This window comes from Citrobacter sp. S46_ASV_140, assembly GCF_018919545.1.
Classification (GTDB): Bacteria; Pseudomonadota; Gammaproteobacteria; order Enterobacterales; family Enterobacteriaceae; genus Citrobacter; species Citrobacter braakii.
This window is the reverse complement of sequence record NZ_JAHLRC010000231.1, coordinates 1-2,797: the sequence shown is the minus strand read 5'-3', so window position 1 is coordinate 2,797 and position 2,797 is coordinate 1. Positions and strand designations below refer to the sequence as shown.

Sequence of the window (2,797 nt, the reverse complement as noted above, 5' to 3'; positions counted from 1 at the left end):
TAATAAGACCATGCGTTAACTGCACATTCTGGCGCATACGACCAGGATTGATGACCAGCGTTCGCGTCAACTCTTCGGCTCGCATCACAATCTCAGCCATTAGCTCCATACTCTCCTGAATATTACCGTCAAAGATAAAGTAAGCGGAGCTGTCTGCTTCGAAGGGACGTGGGCTGACATACAGGCAGGAGGTCATTACTGAGTACAATTTCTGCGCGTTGGCGATGATCCCCTTCGCCAGTTTAGGATTCACTTTTTGCGGCATGGTGCTGCTGCCAACGGTGCCTTTAGAAAAGGCTTCTGAAACTTCGGCAAACTCTTCGCTTGAGGTCTGATAAACCTCTTCGGCTATTTTGTGTAACGTCGTCGCCAGCAGGCACAAATTACTGATGTATTCAGTGCGGTAAATGCGCGAGTTGCGGGAGGGAATCGCCATTGAATGCATTCCCAGCTTTTGGGCAACGCTATCCTGAACCCGGCGGCCGGTTTCACCGGTCGCGTGGAAGGCGCCCACGGCTCCCCCCATCATCACGGTAAAGACGCGTTTTTCCGCTTCCCGCATGCGCTGCTGGGCGCTCAGTAACTCATCAATCCAAACGGCGGCTTTATAGCCCCAGGTGATGGGCAGCGCGTGCTTACCGTGGGTACGTCCGGCCATAATCGTTGCTTTATGGTCAGATGCCATCTTTGCCAGGTTACGCAGAATATCGTCCACAAAACCCTGCATGATGGTATCGAACTGCTTTGCCAGATAAAGCTGTGCTGTTTGCTGAATATTCTGCGTGGTGACGCCGTAATGCACGTATTTTCCGCTTTCACTGTCACAGGCTTTGACCAGCACTTTGATGACCGGAACGAAGCCGTGACCAATCTCGCGCAGCAGGCGTTCCATTTCCGTCAGGTCAATCTTATCCACGTGGCAGTTAGCGGTAATATTGACTGCGGCGCTGGCGGGGATCATGCCGTGTCCGGCCTGTGCCTGAGCCAGGGCGGCTTCAACATCGAGCCATGACTGTACCCGCGCTGGCTGTGCGAGCAGAGATTTCATTCCTCGATCGTCGATCGTTTTGCTTTTTGAATCATACAGTGCACGCATTACTATCTCCTTGAATTTATTTCGCACCGACGAGGCGGTCGTCTACCGCGTTACGGACAAATTCTACGTGTGGGCCGAATACCACATGAACATGGTTGCTGGAGGGGATAAAGGTTCCCAGCGAGCCAGATTCTTTAAGAATGGTCATGTCCATTTTTTTCTGATCTTTCAAATCAATACGTAACCGTGAAACGCAGTTTTCAACGCGCTTGATATTGTCTGTCCCGCCCAGCCCCTGAATCACCAGTTCGGCGACTTTGTCGTACTCTTTATTGTTCAGTAAGGTGCTGTCAGCGATTTCACTCTCGCGGCCCGGGGTCTTAATATCAAATTTACCGATCGCAAAGCGGAAGACGAAATAGAAGACAACAAAGTTAATCACGCCGAGGATAATTAAATTAATCCATTGGGTGTGTTCATACATCAAACCGAAAATACCAAAATCAAAAATGGTGCCGCGAATATAGCCGATGGAGACTTCCAGTAATTGCAGTGGAATGGTCAATAAGCCACAGAGTACCGCATAGACAATAAAGAGTTTTGGCGCGATAAACAGGAAGGAAAACTCCAGCGGTTCGGTAATATTCCCCAGCATGGCGGTCAGCACCACGGTCAGGATCATCCCTTTGGCAAATTTCTTATTCTTGAAATAGGCCATGTGGTACATCGCCAGACCAATCGCCGGAACGCGGAACAGCGTCGTGAGCATTTGTGATGAGGCAAGATAGCTGGTGAGCGTCGGCATATACTCTTTCCAGGCCGGATGGGTGGGACCAAGCTCAAACAGGATTTTATTGATAGCGGGCAAAATACCAACATAGGTCTGCCCGTCAATCAGGTACGTACCGCCTGCCGCGGTGAAACGCACGGTGGAACTGAGGACGTGATGCAGGCCAAACGGGATTAGCAGGCGATTGAGCGTCATATAAATACCTGCACCAATGTTGGGCGCCATCATTATGGTTGATATGGCGCGCATACCTGCGGTAAACAGATCCCAGATAAAAGGAATGATCAAGCCGACGGGAATGGAAAAAGCAATGGCTAAGATCGCGACGGATTTTTTACCGCTGAAAAAGGCGAAAGCGAGAGGTAATTGCAGCCGGTAAAAACGGTCGGTTATTTTAGCTGCCAGCAGCCCGGCAATAATACCGCCCAGCGCTTCGATTTTCAGCGTCTGAATACCTAATACCATTCCCTGTCCGACGAAAGCCATATCCTCTTTCGCCAGCGTACCCGCCAGCTTAAGATGCACATGCATAGCGATAAGCAGAGTCAGGTAAGCCACGACGGACGCAAATACAGCAATCCCTTTTTCTTTTTTAGACATACCGTAGGCGACACCCATCGCGAACAGTAAAGGAATATTATTAAAAACGACGCTGCTGATTAATCCCAGAGAAGAGAGAATCGCTCTGAAAATTTCATTGCCCAGAAAGGGGAGTTTATCAATCATATAGCTCTGCCCTAACGCAGCGCTAATTCCCATGACCATCCCCACAGGCGCCAGTACGGCGATCGGTAATAATAGCGATCGACCGAATGTCTGAATTTCATTCTTAAAATTAGCATTCATAAGTTAATCCTGACGTGAATTCTCTTGAGGATAAGATACGTTCAGGAGATTTTTGCTCAAGGGCAAATAGTGAAAAATAAAAAGCGCAGGATTTGACCATAAAAAAGCAGCCTGCAGGCTAATGC

The 2,797-nt window shown here is 49.2% G+C and carries 2 protein-coding genes; both read right to left on the bottom strand.

The window, feature by feature from the left end; genetic code table 11:
• The coding region (locus tag KQJ19_RS23240) for an adenylosuccinate lyase family protein (protein ID WP_216404248.1) at positions 1-1,096 on the bottom strand (1,096 nt) is incomplete at its 3' end.
• Between the two features lie 16 nt (positions 1,097-1,112).
• Positions 1,113-2,672: a PTS transporter subunit EIIC gene (locus tag KQJ19_RS23235; protein WP_216404247.1), complete on the bottom strand. Its 1,560-nt coding sequence runs from the start codon at positions 2,670-2,672 to the stop codon at positions 1,113-1,115.
• Positions 2,673-2,797: the final 125 nt, after the last annotated feature.